At 67.3% G+C, this 14,781-nt stretch carries 11 protein-coding genes; 4 read left to right on the forward strand and 7 right to left on the reverse strand.

Annotated features, from left to right (window positions below; genetic code table 11):
* Positions 1-125 precede the first annotated feature (125 nt).
* Positions 126-1,643 carry a tryptophan 7-halogenase gene (locus QE363_RS14855; RefSeq protein WP_309698215.1) on the forward strand — a complete coding sequence of 506 codons (1,518 nt, stop codon included), beginning with the start codon at positions 126-128 and terminating at the stop codon, positions 1,641-1,643.
* A 26-nt stretch (positions 1,644-1,669) separates the two neighbouring features.
* On the opposite strand, the gene QE363_RS14860 is transcribed toward QE363_RS14855, so the two are convergent.
* Positions 1,670-3,031 carry an FAD/NAD(P)-binding protein gene (locus QE363_RS14860; protein WP_309696475.1) on the reverse strand — a complete coding sequence of 454 codons (1,362 nt, stop codon included), beginning with the start codon at positions 3,029-3,031 and terminating at the stop codon, positions 1,670-1,672.
* A 169-nt stretch (positions 3,032-3,200) separates the two neighbouring features.
* Between QE363_RS14860 and QE363_RS14865 the strand changes: the two genes are divergently transcribed.
* From QE363_RS14865 to QE363_RS14875, 3 genes are all read left to right on the forward strand, one after another.
* Positions 3,201-5,438: a DPP IV N-terminal domain-containing protein gene (locus QE363_RS14865; protein WP_309696477.1), complete on the forward strand. Its 2,238-nt coding sequence runs from the start codon at positions 3,201-3,203 to the stop codon at positions 5,436-5,438.
* A 203-nt stretch (positions 5,439-5,641) separates the two neighbouring features.
* Positions 5,642-7,009 (forward strand): MFS transporter, encoded by a 1,368-nt coding sequence (locus tag QE363_RS14870; RefSeq protein WP_309696479.1) that lies wholly within the window; start codon positions 5,642-5,644, stop codon positions 7,007-7,009.
* A gap of 32 nt (positions 7,010-7,041) precedes the next feature.
* Complete coding sequence (locus QE363_RS14875; RefSeq protein ID WP_309696481.1) at positions 7,042-8,169, forward strand: glycoside hydrolase family 68 protein; 1,128 nt, start codon at positions 7,042-7,044, stop codon at positions 8,167-8,169.
* A gap of 6 nt (positions 8,170-8,175) precedes the next feature.
* Here the strand turns inward: QE363_RS14875 and QE363_RS14880 are convergent, their stop codons facing one another.
* The 6 genes from QE363_RS14880 to QE363_RS14905 all read right to left on the reverse strand — a co-directional run bounded on the left by QE363_RS14880 (position 8,176) and on the right by QE363_RS14905 (position 14,771).
* Positions 8,176-9,213, reverse strand: coding sequence for a LacI family DNA-binding transcriptional regulator (locus QE363_RS14880; protein ID WP_405053189.1), 1,038 nt, complete (start codon positions 9,211-9,213; stop codon positions 8,176-8,178).
* Positions 9,214-9,369: 156 nt separating this feature from the next.
* On the reverse strand, positions 9,370-10,299 hold the full coding sequence (locus QE363_RS14885) for an electron transfer flavoprotein subunit alpha/FixB family protein (RefSeq protein ID WP_309696483.1): 930 nt from the start codon (positions 10,297-10,299) through the stop codon (positions 9,370-9,372).
* The gene (locus QE363_RS14890) at positions 10,296-11,045 is read right to left on the reverse strand and encodes an electron transfer flavoprotein subunit beta/FixA family protein (protein ID WP_309691274.1); all 750 of its coding nucleotides are present in this window, start codon (positions 11,043-11,045) and stop codon (positions 10,296-10,298) included. Before QE363_RS14890 ends, QE363_RS14885 begins: the two co-directional genes overlap by 4 nt.
* Positions 11,046-11,059: 14 nt before the next feature.
* The gene (locus tag QE363_RS14895; RefSeq protein WP_309696485.1) at positions 11,060-12,367 is read right to left on the reverse strand and encodes an outer membrane protein transport protein; all 1,308 of its coding nucleotides are present in this window, start codon (positions 12,365-12,367) and stop codon (positions 11,060-11,062) included.
* A gap of 43 nt (positions 12,368-12,410) precedes the next feature.
* Complete coding sequence (locus QE363_RS14900; RefSeq protein ID WP_309696487.1) at positions 12,411-12,818, reverse strand: DUF2147 domain-containing protein; 408 nt, start codon at positions 12,816-12,818, stop codon at positions 12,411-12,413.
* A gap of 156 nt (positions 12,819-12,974) precedes the next feature.
* A complete protein-coding gene (locus QE363_RS14905) occupies positions 12,975-14,771 on the reverse strand; it encodes an acyl-CoA dehydrogenase C-terminal domain-containing protein (protein ID WP_309696489.1) in 1,797 nt (598 codons plus the stop codon).
* Between the last annotated feature and the right edge of the window lie 10 nt (positions 14,772-14,781).

Below are 14,781 nucleotides of genomic sequence, written 5' to 3' on the forward strand. Positions count from 1 at the left end.
TGCAAACCATTGCATAAAAATCCGTTAACTGTGATCGGAAAAACACAGTGTTCGGCCGGGCATCGAGACGGTGGGATCGCAAACCTTTGCATGCTATGGCGCGGCAAAAGGGAGAGGATGGCATGATGAGCGACAGCCCCGCCGAGGCGATCCGGTCGGTCCTGATCGTCGGGGGCGGCACCGCCGGGTGGATGACCGCCGCCGCGCTGGCGCATGCGATGCCGCGCGGGCTGACCATCACGCTGGTCGAATCGGATGCGATCGGCACGGTCGGGGTCGGCGAAGCGACGATCCCGCCGATCCGGCTGTTCAACCAGACGCTGGGCATCGACGAGGCGGAGTTCCTGCGCGAGACGAAGGGCAGCTTCAAGCTGGGGATCGAGTTCGTCGGCTGGGGTCGGGAGGGGCATCGCTATTTCCACCCCTTCGGCACGCACGGCAAATCCTTCGATCTGGTCGCGGTGCATCAGCATTGGCTGGCGGCGGGCGGGGCCCAGGGGGCGACGGTGCCGTTCGACGAACTGTCGATGGCGTGGGGCGCGGCCAAACGCGGCCGGTTCGCCGCGCCGATGGCCGATCCGCGCAGCGTCGCCTCGACCTTCGACTATGCCTATCATTTCGATGCCGGGCTCTATGCCCGCTATCTGCGCCGATATGCCGAGGCGCGCGGCGTGGTGCGCGTCGAGGGGCGGATCGCGGGCCATGCGCTGGAGGGCCGGCGCGGTCATGTCGCCTCGGTCACGCTGGAGGATGGCCGCGTGCTGGCGGCGGACCTGTTCGTCGACTGCTCGGGCTTTCGCGGGCTGCTGATCGAGGAGGCGCTCGCGACCGGCTATGAGGACTGGACGCACTGGCTGCCCTGCGACCGCGCGGTGGCGGTGCCGTGCGTGACCGGCGGCGATGGCCTGACGCCCTATACCCGCTCGACCGCGCGCGCCGCCGGGTGGCAATGGCGCATCCCGCTCCAGCATCGCACCGGCAACGGCTATGTCTATTGCAGCCGCCATGTCTCGGACGATGAGGCGGCGGCGACGCTGATGGCCAATCTGGACGGCGAGCCGCTGGGCGATCCGCGACCGCTGCGCTTCACGACGGGGCGGCGCAAGCAATTCTGGAACCGCAACGTCGTCGCCATCGGCCTGTCGAGCGGGTTCATGGAGCCGCTCGAGTCGACCAGCATCCATCTGATCCAGGCGGGCATCGCCAAGCTGCTCGCCTATTTCCCGACCCGCGCCTTCGCCCCCGCCGCGATCGAGGAATATAACCGCGTCGCGATCACCGAATATGAGCGGATCCGCGACTTCATCATCCTGCACTACAAGCTGACGCAGCGGACCGATACGCCGCTATGGCGCGACTGCGCGGCCATGCCGATCCCCGACACGCTGGCGATGAAGATCGGCCATTTCCGCGAGAGCGGGCGGCTGGTTGCGCGCGACATGGACCTGTTCGGCCCGGCGAGCTGGGCGGCGGTGCATCTCGGCCAGTTCAACATCCCCGAGGGCCGCGACCCGCTGCTCAGCTATGGCGACCCCGCACAGAGCCGCGCGTTCGTCGGCAAGCTGGCCGACGCGATCGGACAGATGGCCGACTCGATGCTCAGCCATGCCGACTGGCTGAAGCGCATCGGGGCGACCGCGTAACGACGCGGCTTATCGAAGGGAAAAGGTCAAAGCCCCTCGCCGCCCACCCATTGCGCATGGGCGAGCCGGCGGGCGAGTTCCCAATTCTGCTGGCGCAGATCGGGGACCGCGACGACTTCCCACAGGCCGCCCCGCGTCATCGGGCCGATGCAATAGAGCCGGTCGTCCACCCCGCCATCGGCCGCGACGACATGGCTCTGCGCATCGACCTCCAGCCCGATCCGCAGCGCATCCGGCCGGATCATGCCGCCCGCCAGCAACTGCCGGATCAGCGGTTCGCGCGAGCGGAGCAGGTCGCCCTGCGGCCCGGTGCAGTTGACGATCCGCGCCACGCGGAGCGTCTCCACCGCCTCCGCCCCGCGGGGTCGCCAATGGACCACCGCCCCCGCGCCGTCCGGCTCGACCCGCACCAGCTTGCCGCCCGCGATCGACAGGCGCCCCGCCGCGACCAGCGCATCGACCCGGTCGGCGACCGACGGGGCGAGCCGGTGGCGGTGCACGTCCCAATAGGGGCGGACATGCCGCAGGAAGCGCGCGCGTGTCGCGCCATCGGCCGCGCCCCACATCATCTGCGTCACCGGCCGCAACGCATCCACCGCACCGCGCCAGCCCTGTTCGGCGGCGGCGCAGCGGACATGGCGGACCAACGCCGACAGGCTGGCGGCGGGGCGTTCGCGAAGCGGCGCGACCAGCGGGGTCTCGGCGTGACGGCGCGGCGCCAGCCCACGGCGCGAGATGGCGACGATACGCCCGCCAAAGCCGCTCGCGTCCAGCAGCAACGCCGCATCGATCGCGGTCAGCCCGCTGCCGACCAGCAACACCCGATCGTCCGCGCCCAGCCCCTCGGCAATGTCGCCCGCCCAGGGGTCCTCGCGATAACAGCCCTGGTCCAGCACGGCGGGATCGATCCCCGGCGGCGTATGCGGCGGCAGATTGCCCAGCGCCAGCACCACCGCATCGGCGCCGAGCGAACCGCCCTCCGCCAGATCGAGCCGATAGCCCTGCGCCGCCCGCTCCAGCGCCGTCACCTCGCCGCTCGCCAATGTCAGCCGCGCGGGGTCCGCCGCGATCGTCTCCATCAGCAGGTCGCGCAGATAGTCGCCATAGACCCGGCGCGGCACGAAGGTCTTCGCATCCCCCGCCCCGCGCGCGACCAGCCAGCGGACGAAGTGATCGGGATCGTCGCGCAGCGCGCTCATATTGCCCGCGCGGACGTTCAGCAGATGCTCGGCATGCGCCGCGCTATAGGCGACGCCGCGCGCCAGCTGGTTCGCCCGCCGCTCGATGAGCGTGGCGCGCGGGCCCCCATGGCGCACCAGATTGATCGCCAGCAGCGTGCCCGCAAAGCCGCCGCCGATGATCGCGACATGGTCGATCCCCGATGTCATGACCCGGCTGTTCCTTTCCTCGTCGCGAACCGCCTCCGTCTGTAATCGCATCGGCTGCAATCGCCACGCAGATTTCTGTATACGATTTTGGCCGACACCGTTACGCTATGCACTTTGCAAGCGAATATAGGGCGGGTCGATGCGGTCGTGCTGGCGAATTTCCGGACTTTTGGTTTCCCTTTCCCCGCTGGCCCTTTCCCTGCCCGTCGCGGCGCAGACCGCGACGACGCCCGCTGCCCCGTCGCTGTCGGTCGAAACCATTTTCGGGCCCGGCGCGGTCCGCACGCAATCGGTGCGGGAAAGCCGCTGGGGCAAGGACGGCGAAAGCTATCTCGCGCTGGAGGCGGGCCCCAAGGGCGGGCAGGACATCGTGCGCTACACGATCGCCGACGGCGCGCGGACGGTCGTAGTGCCCGCGACCGATCTGGTCCCGCCGGGCGCGACCGCACCGCTCGACATCGACAGCTATCAATGGTCGCCCGACGACCGCTGGCTGCTGATCCAGACCAATGGCCAGCGTTTCCGTAGGACCAATGCGCTGGCCGATTACTGGCTGTTCGACCGGACGACGCGCAAGCTGCACCGGGTCGGCGGCAACCTGCCCGCCTCGACCACCCTCTATGCCAGCATCTCGCCCGACAGCCGCCGCATCGCCTATGTCCACAAGAACAACCTGTATGTCGAGCCGGTCGAGGGTGGCACGGCGCTGGCGCTGACGAAGGACGGCGACGACTATATCGTCAACGGCCTGGCCGACTGGGTCTATGAGGAGGAATTCTCGGTCCACCGCGCCTTTGACTGGAGCCCGGATTCCAGGCGGATCGCCTTTTTCCGTTTCGACACGCGCGGCGTCGGCACGTTCGACATGATCAAGAATACCGGCGGCCAATATTCGCAGGTCATTCCGCTGCAATATCCCAAGGCGGGCACGACCAATTCGGCGGTAACGGTGGCGGCGGTCGACGTCGCGGACGGCCAGACCCGCTGGTTCAAGCTCGATGGCGACCCGCGCCAGAACTATGTGCCGCAGATGAGCTGGGCGGGCGGATCGGACGCGCTCTTCATCCAGCAGTCGAACCGGCTTCAGAACACGTACAAGGTGCTGCTGGGCGATCCGGCGACGGGTTCGGTCCGGCCGGTGATGACCGAGAAGGACGCCGCCTGGGTCGAGGCCAATGTCGCGCCCGAATGGCTGAACGGCGGGCGCCGCTTCACCTGGCTGTCCGAACGCGACGGGTGGCGGCATCTCTACACCATCGACCGGGCCAGCGGCCGCGCGAGCCTGCGCACGCCGGGCAAGTTCGACGTGGTCGAGCTGCTCAATGTCGACGAAAAGGCGGGCTATGCCTGGTTCATCGCCTCGCCCGACAATCCGACCCAGCGTTACCTCTATCGCACCACCTTGTCGGGCAGCCCGAAGGTCGAGCGGCTGACCCCCGCCGGTCAGCCGGGCACGCACAGCTACGACATCGCGCCGGGCGAGCATTGGGCGCTGCACACCGTGTCCCGCTTCGATGCGCCGCCGGTGACCGACATGCTCGACATGACGCGCCAGCAGCCGCTGCGCACGCTCGCCGCCAACGCGCCGCTGGCCAAGGTCGTCCGGGACAGCGGCCTGCCCGCCACCGAGTTCTTCCGCGTCGATATCGGGGGCGGCACGCAGCTCGACGGCTGGCTGATCAAGCCGCCGGGCTTCGATCCTGCCAAGCGCTATCCGATCCTGTACTTCGTATATGGCGAACCCTGGGGCCAGACGGTCGCGGACCGCTGGGCGGGGGCGCAGGGTCTGTGGCACCGGATGCTGGCGCAAAAGGGCTATCTGGTCGCCAGCCTCGATCCGCGCGGAACCGCCACCCCGCGCGGGCGCGACTGGCGCAAGAGCATCTATCGCCAGGTCGGCATCCTCGCCTCCGCCGATTATGCCGCGGGCGTGAAGACGATGTTGGCGACGCGACCCTATATCGATCCCGACCGGATCGGCATCTGGGGCTGGAGCGGCGGCGGCGCGATGACGCAGAACGCGCTGTTCCGCTATCCCGACCTCTACAAGACCGGCATCGCGGTGGCCGGGCCGACCGACATGACGCTCTATGACACCATCTATCAGGAGCGTTACATGGGGCTGCCGCAGGACAATGTGGACGGCTATAAAAATGGTTCGCCGATCACCTTCGCCGACCGGCTGAAGGGCAATCTGCTGCTGATCCACGGCACGCTGGACGACAATGTCCATTATCAGAACCAGGACCAGCTGGTGGATCGCCTGATCCACTTCAACAAGCCCTTCTCGATGATGGCCTATCCCGACCGCAGCCACGGCATCTATGAGGGCGAGAATACCAGCATCCACCTCTATTCGCTGATGACCCGCTATCTGGAGACGAACCTGCCGCCCGGCGGGCGGTGAGGCCTTCCGCGCGGGGCACGCGTGGCCGGTCGGGCGATGACGACGCCCTGATCGGTCGCAGGCCGTGCCACTTTGGGAGCGAAACATGCGCCTCCGTTCATGCAATCGTTTGTTGCAATCCCTTGCGCGGCGCGGCATGATCCCGCGCGACGCGGCAAGCCAGCGATAGACCATGGCCCATCCCCGCGTGCGAGAGGATCTCGATGACCCCGTCCACCCCCGCCGCCGGAACCATGGCCCCGATCAAACCCCGCCTTTCGCTGGTCCGCATCCTGGAGATGAATCTGGGCTTTCTGGGCCTTCAGTTCAGCTTCGGGCTGCAACAGGGCAATATGGCGCCGATCTACAGCTATCTGGGCGCGTCTGAGGCGCAGATTCCGCTGTTGCAGATGGCCGGGCCGATGACGGGCCTGCTGATCCAGCCGCTGATCGGCGCGATGAGCGACCGGACCGACAGCCGCTGGGGACGCCGCACCCCCTATTTCCTGGTCGGCGCGGTGCTGTGCGCGCTGGGGCTGTTCTTCATGCCGCTCAGCTCGTCGCTGCTGATGGCGGTGTCGCTGCTCTGGATCCTCGACGCGGGCAACAACATCACCATGGAGCCCTACCGCGCCTATGTCTCCGACCGGCTGGACGGGTCGCAGCATAATATCGGCTTCCTGACCCAGAGCGCCTTTACCGGCCTGGCGCAGATGCTCGCCTTCCTCACCCCCTCGATCCTGGTCTGGGCGGGGATGAACCCCGATTGGGTGGACGGGCATAATATCCCCTATACGGCGCGCGTGGTCTTCATGATCGGCGCGGCGCTGTCCTTCATCACCATCGTCTGGTCGATCCGGCGCGTGCCCGAATTACCGACGAGCGAGGCGGACCGTGCGCGCATCGCCGCCGCGCCCAAGGGGATCGGGCCGGTGCTCAAGGAGATCGGCGACGCGATCCGCGCCATGCCGATGCCGATGCGCAAGCTGGCGCTGATGAGCCTGTTCCAATGGTATGCGATGATGGCCTATTGGAATTACGTCATCTATGCGATCGGCCGCTCGGTCTATGGCACCGCCGATGCGACGTCCTCGGGTTTCCATGCGGCCGTGCTGACCAATGGCGAGGTCGCGGCCTTCTATAACGGCGTCGCCTTCGTCGCGGCCTTTGCGATGGTGCCGCTGGCCAAGCGCTGGGGGGCGGCGCCGCTCCACGCGCTGTGCCTGGTCATCACCGGCATCGGGATGATCGCGATGCCCCATGTCACCAGCAAGGCGATGCTGTTCCTGCCCGCCATCGGCATCGGGCTGGGCTGGGCCAGCATGATGGGCAACCCGTACGTCATCCTGGCGGGCTCGATCCCGCCCGAGCGGACGGGCGTCTATATGGGCATCTTCAACATGATGATCGTCATTCCGATGCTGATCTTCGGCGTCACCCTGCCCCTGTTCTACCAAGACTGGCTGGGCGGCGATCCGCGCAATGTGCTGACCCTGTGCGGTGTGCTGATGCTGCTGGCCGCCGTCTCCGTGTTCACGGTGCGCGCGCGGGGGCGGGACGGCCTGCCCCTGGGCGCGGTGCCGCAAGCCTGATCCCCCCTCCCCCCTTTCTGCTCCGAGGTATTATGACGATCACCCCCGCCCATTGGTCGGCCGAGGCGCTGGCCGGGATCGCCGCGCAAGACGATGCCCGCCTGCCCGTCTTCACCGCCGCCGATGTCGTGCCGATCCTGCCCGACCACGACCTGTGGGACATGTGGCAGATCGCCTATGCCGATGGCCGCACCGCCCTTCCCGGCGGGCGGAGCTGGTGGTTCTTCCTCGCCACGCCGCGCTTCGAGGACCCCGAGATGCGCCATGACGAAGCGCGCATCCGGCTGACCAGCCACGGCGCGGACGGCTGGCGCGATCACGGCGTGACCTTCCCCGACGGCTTCACGCCGGGCAGCCGCGAATGGTCGGGCTCGGCGGTGCTGGGCGAGGACGACACGACGCTCACCATGTATTTCACCGCCTCGGGACGGCGCGGCGGTCCGCGCACCTTCGAGCAGCGATTGTTCGAGACGGTCGGCCGCTTCGTTGTCGAGGGCGAGGAGGCGCGCACCGAGGGATGGAGCACACCGATCGAGAGCGTCGCGGCGGACGGGCATCACTATATCGTCGCCAACCAGGCCGAACCCGAAAATGGCGGCATCAAGGGCTTTCGCGATCCCGGCTATTTCCGCGATCTGGCAGACGGGGCGGAGTATCTGCTGTTCGTCGGATCGGCGGGCTGGGTGAAACAGGATATCGACGGCGTGGTCGGCGTGGCGAAGCGCCAGGGCGACCGCTGGGCGATCCAGCCGCCGCTGATCGAATCGCTGGGCGTCAACAGCGAGCTGGAGCGGCCGCACATCATCCTGCGCGACGGCCGTTATTACTGCTTCTGGTCGACCCAGGCCAAGCGCTTCGCCCCCGGCCTGGGCGCGCCGACCGGGCTCTATGCGATGGTCGCGGAGCGGTTCGACGGGCCGTGGCGGCCGGTCAACGGCACCGGCCTGGTCGCGGGCAATCCGGTCGAGGAACCGACCCAGGCCTATTGCTGGTGGGTGACCGGCGAAGGCGATGTCATCAGCTTCGTCGACTATTGGGGGCTGGAGGGCCGCGACGCCGGTGCCGACCCGGCGCTGCGTCGCCAGCGTTTCGGGGGCACCGCCGCACCGTGGTTCCGCCTGGCCTTTGACGGAGACCGGGTGACGATCGCGCGCGATTGAGCCCGGTCAGGCGGAATCGCGGGCAATCAGTTCGGGGGTTAGGATCACCGATCCGGCTTCCTGGCCCGCGATCCGCGCGAACAGCGCGTCGACCATCGCCTGCGCACCAGTCGCGACATCCTGGCGGATGGTGGTGATGCGCGGCACCGCCTGCGCCGATAGCGGCAGGTCGTCATAGCCGATCACCGGCAGCGCGTCGGGCACGATGATCGCGCGGTCGGTCAGCACGCGCACCGCCGTCATCGCGATCATGTCGGAGGCCGCGGCGATGCCGTCGATGGGCAGGGTGCCGCCGCCCTGTTCCAGCAACGCGTCGATATGCGCCGCGATCTCCCGTTCCATCAGGTCGGAGGCGAGATGGGTGGCGAGCTGGATCAGCTGAGCATCCACTCCCGCCGCCGCGATCGCCTCGGCCACGCCGTCATGGCGCTGGCGGATTTCGGGCGCGCTGGCGTCGCCCAGAAACGCGATGCGACGGCATCCGCGCGCGATCAGCCGTTCGCCGACCAGCCGCCCGCCCGCGCGATTGTCGGTGCCGACCGCGACATGCACCTGATCGGGCAGCGTCACGCCCCAGGCGACCAGCGGGCGATAGCGCCGCGCCACCCGCTCGATCGCGTCATACTGGTTGGACTGGCCGATCAGCAGGACGCCGTCGACCATCCCCGAATCGACCACCCGGTCCAGCCAGTCCTCGGCATCGGGGATGATGCGCGAGAGCATCACGTCATAGCCGCTCTCGGTCAGCGCATCGGCCAGATAGCCCAGCATGGTCATGAAGAACGGGTCGGACAGATGCTGGCGACGCTCATGCCCCAGCGGCACGACGATCCCGATCACCCCGGTCCGGCGGGTGCGCAACCGGCTGGCCATCTGGTTGGGGCGAAAGCCATGCTCGTCGGCCAGCGACTGGATGCGCCGCCGCGTCTCTTCGTTGACCAGCGCCTTGCCGGCCAGCGCACGCGACACGGTGCCCGGCGACACCCCCGCCAGCTGCGCCAGATCCGCGATCGTGCGCACGCGCCGCTCGCTTCCTCCCATCATATTCTCATTCATCTGCTAACGCTAACCGGACCGGCGTGGCGGGAACAAGCAGGCAACGGGATTTCCTGCGCATTTCTCACATAAATCAACGATATTGGGATGCGCCGCCCCCGCCGGTAACGGCGCATCCCGGCCGACACCGGGATGCGCCTGTCCTCAGACCTTGTCGGTCAGTTCCGGGACGATGGCGAAGAGGTCACCGACCAGGCCGATGTCCGCCACCTGGAAGATCGGCGCATCCTCGTCCTTGTTGATCGCGACGATGACCTTGGAGTCCTTCATCCCCGCCAGATGCTGGATCGCGCCCGAGATGCCGACCGCGACATAGACTTCGGGTGCGACGATCTTGCCGGTCTGGCCGACCTGATAGTCGTTGGGGGCATAGCCCGCATCGACCGCCGCGCGGGATGCGCCGACGGCGGCACCCAGCTTGTCGGCAAGCGGGTCGATCAGCGCGTGGAACTGTTCCTCCGAGCCCAGCGCGCGGCCGCCCGAGACGATGACCTTGGCGCTGGTGAGCTCGGGCCGGGCATTCTCGGCCTTCTCCGCGCCCACGAAGCGGGACTTGGCCGCATCGCCGGTCGAGCCGACCGCCTCGATAGTGCCCGAACCACCCTCGGCCGCCGCCTTTTCGAAAGCGGTGGTGCGGACGGTCAGGACCAGCTTGGTGTCGCTGGTCTTCACGGTCGCAATCGCATTGCCCGCATAGATGGGCCGGGTGAAGCTGTCCGGCCCCTCGACCGACAGGATGTCCGAAATCTGCATCACGTCGATGAGGGCGGCGACGCGCGGGGCGATATTCTTGCCCGTCGTGGTCGACGGCGCGAGGAAGGCGTCGTGATGCCCCATCAACTCGGCCACCAGCGGCGCGACATTCTCGGCGAGCGCGTTGGCGTATGCCGCATCGTCGGCGACATGGACCTTGCCGACGCCCACGATCTTCGCGGCGGCCTGCGCGACGCCGTCCACACCCTGCCCTGCGACGATCAAGTGCACCTCGCCCAGCTTGGCGGCCGCCGTGACGGTTGCCAGCGTGGCATCCTTGACGGTCCCGCCGTCATGCTCGACCCAAACCAGCGTCTTCACTTGGCCACTCCCAGTGCTTTCAGTTTCTCGACCAACTCATCGACCGAGCCGACCTTGACGCCCGCCTGGCGCTTGCCGGGCTCCGCGACATGGGTGATCGTCAGCCGGGGCGCGATGTCGACGCCGTAATCGGCCGCAGTCTTGGTCGCCATCGGCTTGGACTTGGCCTTCATGATATTGGGCAGTGAGGCATAGCGCGGCTCGTTGAGGCGCAGGTCGGTGGTGACGATCGCAGGCAGCGTCAGCGCCACCGTCTCCAGACCGCCATCGACCTCGCGGGTGACGTTGGCGCTGTCACCCTCGATCTCGACCTTCGACGCGAACGTCCCCTGCGCCCAGCCGAGCAGGCCCGCCAACATCTGCCCGGTCTGGTTGTTGTCGCCGTCGATCGCCTGCTTGCCCAGGATCACGAGGCCGGGCTGTTCCTCCTCGACCACCTTGGCGAGCAGCTTGGCGACGCCCAGCGGCTCGGGCGCCTGGTCGGCGGTAATCAGGATCGCCCGGTCCGCGCCCATGGCGAGCGCGGTGCGCAGCGTGTCCGCCGCCTTGGGCTCGCCGATCGAGACGACGACCACTTCGGTCGCCGCCCCCTTCTCCTTCAGCCGGATCGCCTCTTCCACCGCGATCTCGTCGAACGGGTTCATGCTCATCTTCACGTTCGCCAGATCGACGCCCGTCCCGTCTGCCTTCACACGCGGCTTCACGTTATAATCCAACACCCGCTTCACGGGCACGACGATCTTCATAACCACTCTCTCAATCAGAAGCTGAAGCGGCCGCCGATCGACGCCACGAACGCACGCGCATTCTGCACCTGGCCCGAGGTCAGGATCGGCGTCTGCACCGCCGTGCCCGCATAGGCGGCGGTACGGCGATCGATGGTCGCGTTGGCGAAGTCGATATAGCTGCCCGCCGCGTCCAGCGTGAAGCGCGGGGTCAGCTTGTACGACCCGCCGATCGAGTAGTTCCAGCGATTGGCGTCGGGCACGCGCGCGTCGCGATTGCCGTCCTGCGTCGGGGTGATGCCCCGCTGCACACCGGCACGCACCGTCAGGCGATCATTGGCCGCATAGTCGAAGCCGCCCGCCAGCGACCAGCTGTTGCGGTAATTTTCGGGGATCGCGGTGTTGATCGGCGCGCCCAGCCGGATCGCGTCGAAATCGGCCCAGGTGAAGCGCACGACCTGTGCGTTCAGCGTCAGCTTGTCGGTGGTGCGGAAACGGCCCGAGACGATGATCTGCGCAGGGGTATAGAATTCCGCCGTCGCGCCGTCGATCGTCCGGTTCTGCCCGGCAAGGGGGCCGAGCAGGCCGCCCACCTCCAGGCTGCCCTTCAGCTTGTGCTTGATGTTCGACTTGTAGCTGATGCCGACCGTCGCCCAGTCATTGTGCAGCTGGACACCCGCGGTCCAGCCCAGGTCCCAGCCATCGCCCTTCAGCCGCTGATACCCGTCCGCCAGCTGCGACGACAGGTTGGGCAGCGCATTGCCCAATTCGGCCTTGGTATATTCGACGTTGAGCGCGCCGCCGACGCGCAACCAGTCGAGCAGCGCGATGCCCACCGAAGGCTGGATGTCGATGGTCCGCAGCTCGGTCTTGAGCGCGCTGTACCGCGCCCAGCTGTTGCCGTCATATTCGGTCGTGAAGCTGTAGGGCGAGGTGACGGCCAGGCCGACCGCGACCCGGTCGTTCAGCGGGATGGCGACCGCGCCCGAGGGCACGACGCCGCGATTGATCGGATCGCTCGACACCCGGTTGCCGCCGACCGGCTGGAAGGTGGTCTGGCCCGGCCGACGGATCAGCGTGCCGGTATCGACCACGTCGCCCTTGGGGATGATCGCCGAGGCGCCGAGCACCGCCTCGCCGCGCTCCATCCCCGCGATCGAGGCCGGGTTCCACCACAGCGACGAGGCCCCGGTATCGGCGCCCTCGCCCGAAAAGGCGCGGCCCTGCCCCCGCGTCGACTGTTCCTGAAGATAAAAGGCCTGGCCGTGCGCCGCGCCCGCAAAGGCGAAGGAGGACGACAGGATGGCAGAGGCCAGAAGCGGAGCCCTGAAGCGCTTGGTCATGATCTTATTCCCCGAATCTTGTGTTGGATGGCGACGTGGCGGATCAGCGGATGCGGGTCCAGGTCTGCGTCTTGCACAGCGGCACGAAGACGCAGCCGCGCACCTTCAGCGTATCCGGCCCCTCGGGCGTCAGCTTCGCGCTATAGGTCTTGCCATCCTCGGCATTGTAGATGGTGCCGCCGCTCCAGGCCGCGCCGTCCTGTGAGAAGCCCTGCAGGATCAGCAGGTTCTTCAGCGGGCGATTGCGCAGCTTGGGATCGCGGTTGTTCTGGTCGGTCAGCGCCGGGTTGGTGCGCAGCTTTTCCGAGGTCAGGACGCGGCCGCAGACCGACGTTCCGCATTTCTGGATCTCGACCACGCCGCCGCGCGTCTGGGTCTGCCAACGGCCGATCACCGTATCGGCGTTCGCTCCGGCGGCGGCCAGCGCCATGGCTGTCAGGCTCAACAACATGCCTCTTCTCCTCTCCATGCCCGATGATCCGGGCCGGACGCCGCCTTTTCACGGTCGCCCAGATTTCCCTATACGTTCATCATATGACGCATAGGATAATGCCCTATGCGTATAATGCCGACGGGCCGCAATCAAGGCCCGCCGACATCATGACCATCAAAACGCCTCCAGCTCCAGCGCCATGGTCGAGCGCTTGCCCGACTTGATCGCCAGGAACGCCGCCGTCGCCTGCGGCAGGATGCGATCGAAGAAGAAACCGGCGGTGGCGAGCTTGGCGTTGTAGAAGCCCGCCTCGTCGCTGCCTTCGGCCAGTTTCGCGGTCGCGATCCGCGCCGACTTCAGGAAGCAATGCCCCATGCCGACCAGGCCGAGCAGGCGCAGATAGTCGGTCGCGGCAGCACCCGCTTCCTCGGGGTCCTTCATCCCCTTCTGCGCGATCATGCCGGTGCTGAGCTGGAGCGCGCCGAACGCCTGCTGCATCCCCGCGGCCCAGCCGGCGATTGCCTTGTCCTCGAATTTGACCAGCGCCTCGACCTGTTCGGACACCGCATGGAAGAAGGGGCGCATATAGCGGCCCATATGCGCGGGCATCTTGCGGCCGACGAGGTCGAGCGCCTGGACGCCGTTGGTGCCCTCATAGATCTGGGCGATGCGGGCGTCGCGGACGAACTGCTCGATGCCATGGTCGCGGATATAGCCGTGGCCGCCATGGACCTGCACCGCCATATTGGCCGCATCGAAGGCCAGGTCGGTGAACAGCGCCTTCACGACCGGGGTCATCAGCGCGACGAAGTCCGCCGCGCGCGACTTGTCGGCCGGGTCGACCGCATTCGCCTCGGCATCCAGCGCGCGTGCGGCCCATTGGCCCAGCGCACGGCAGCCTTCGGCATAGGCGCGCATGGTCATCAGCATCCGCCGAACATCCGGGTGGACGATGATCGGGTCGGCGGGCAGGTCGGGGCGCTTGACCCCGCCCAGCGCGCGGCCCTGCAACCGGTCCTTCGCATAGGCGACGGCCGACTGATAGGCGATCTCATTGATGCCGAGGCCCTGGATGCCGACCGAGACGCGCTCGGTGTTCATCATGGTGAACATGGCGGCCAGGCCCTTGTTCAGCTCGCCCACGACCCAGCCCTTGGAGTCGTTGAACTCCAGCTGGCAGGTGGCCGACGCCTTCAGGCCCATCTTGTGCTCGATCGCCGCGACGCTGACGCCGTTGGCCGGGCCGACCGAGCCGTCATCCTTGGGCAGATATTTCGGCACCAGGAACAGGCTGATCCCCTTCACGCCCTTGGGCGCATCTGGCGTGCGCGCGAGGACGAGGTGGATGACATTGTCGGTCAGGTCATGGTCGCCCGCCGAGATGAAGATCTTGCCGCCGGTCAGCCGGTACGACCCATCCTCTTGCGGTTCGGCGCGGGTGCGGAGCAGGCCCAGATCGGTGCCGCAATGCGCCTCGGTCAGGCACATGGTGCCCGACCATTCGCCCGAGATCATCTTGGGCAGGTAGAAGCTCTTCAGGTCCTCCGAGCCATGGCCCATCAGTGCGGTGGTGGCACCATGGGTCAGGCCGGGATAGAGGCTGAACGACAGGTTGGTCGCGCAGATCATCTCCTCGACCAGCTTGTTCACCGCCTCGGGCAGCCCCTGCCCGCCATATTCGACCGGCGAGGCAAGCGCGGCCCAGCCGCCCTCGCAAAACTGGCTATAGGCGTCCTTGAATCCGGCAGGCGTGCGAACGACGCCATTCTCCAGCTTGCACCCTTCGATGTCGCCGGTGGCGTTGAGCGGCAGCAGGACCTCCTGTGTGACGCGCGCCGCTTCCTCCAGGATGGCGTCGTACAGTTCGGGGCCGAATTCGTCCTGCCCCGCGACGGGGCCGAACTCGTCCTCCTGGAACAATTCGTGGAGGACGAAACGCATGTCGCGCAGCGGCGCGTTATAGACTTGCATGGGATTATCC

The organism is Sphingomonas sp. SORGH_AS_0870, assembly GCF_031453175.1.
Classification (GTDB): domain Bacteria; phylum Pseudomonadota; class Alphaproteobacteria; order Sphingomonadales; family Sphingomonadaceae; genus Sphingomonas.